The 533-nt window shown below is 44.7% G+C and carries 1 protein-coding gene; it reads right to left on the bottom strand.

Annotated elements, in window-relative coordinates:
• A partial coding sequence (locus A3766_RS09675) for a CheR family methyltransferase (RefSeq protein ID WP_304440958.1) occupies positions 1-533 on the bottom strand: 533 nt, incomplete at both ends.

The raw sequence follows: 533 nt of genomic DNA, 5'->3' as shown, positions 1-533 counted from the left end.
TATCTGTTGCAGTAACACCAAAGTTACTTAACGCTCTTTTTTCTTTCAGAAGCATTTGTTGGCAAAGCATCGCCAAGGTATATGGTTCTTCTCCGGAGCTGCAACCTACACTCCATATGTTTATCGCTTCGTTTCGAGATTTTCTGCGAATTTGATCAGTTAGATATTCGCAAAATAACTCCATCGACTCAGGATTTCGGTAAAAACGTGTCTCCTGAACCATCACTCTATCGAGCAAAGTGTTCCACTCGACGATGCCGCTTGGCTTGGCACATACTTTTGCGTAGTAGTCGTCAAAGCTAGCGCATGCAATCTCTCTCATTCGAATGATTAGATTCGATTGGAGAAGCGACCGGTGATAGTACGAGATGTACATCCCAGTTCGATCTTCAAGTAATGCTTGCCACTGATGAAACTGAGCATCAGTTAGCACAGGAAAAGGCGTTGATTCCCAGTTCATTCGTGACTCATTACCCGGATACTCGCATGCTTGTGCTACGTCAGGATTCAGTAGGGCTTCCATTGCGACTACC

Source organism: Oleiphilus sp. HI0132 (assembly GCF_001635845.1).
The sequence above is the reverse complement of the archived record's forward strand: the minus strand, read 5'-3'. Positions and strand labels throughout refer to the sequence as shown.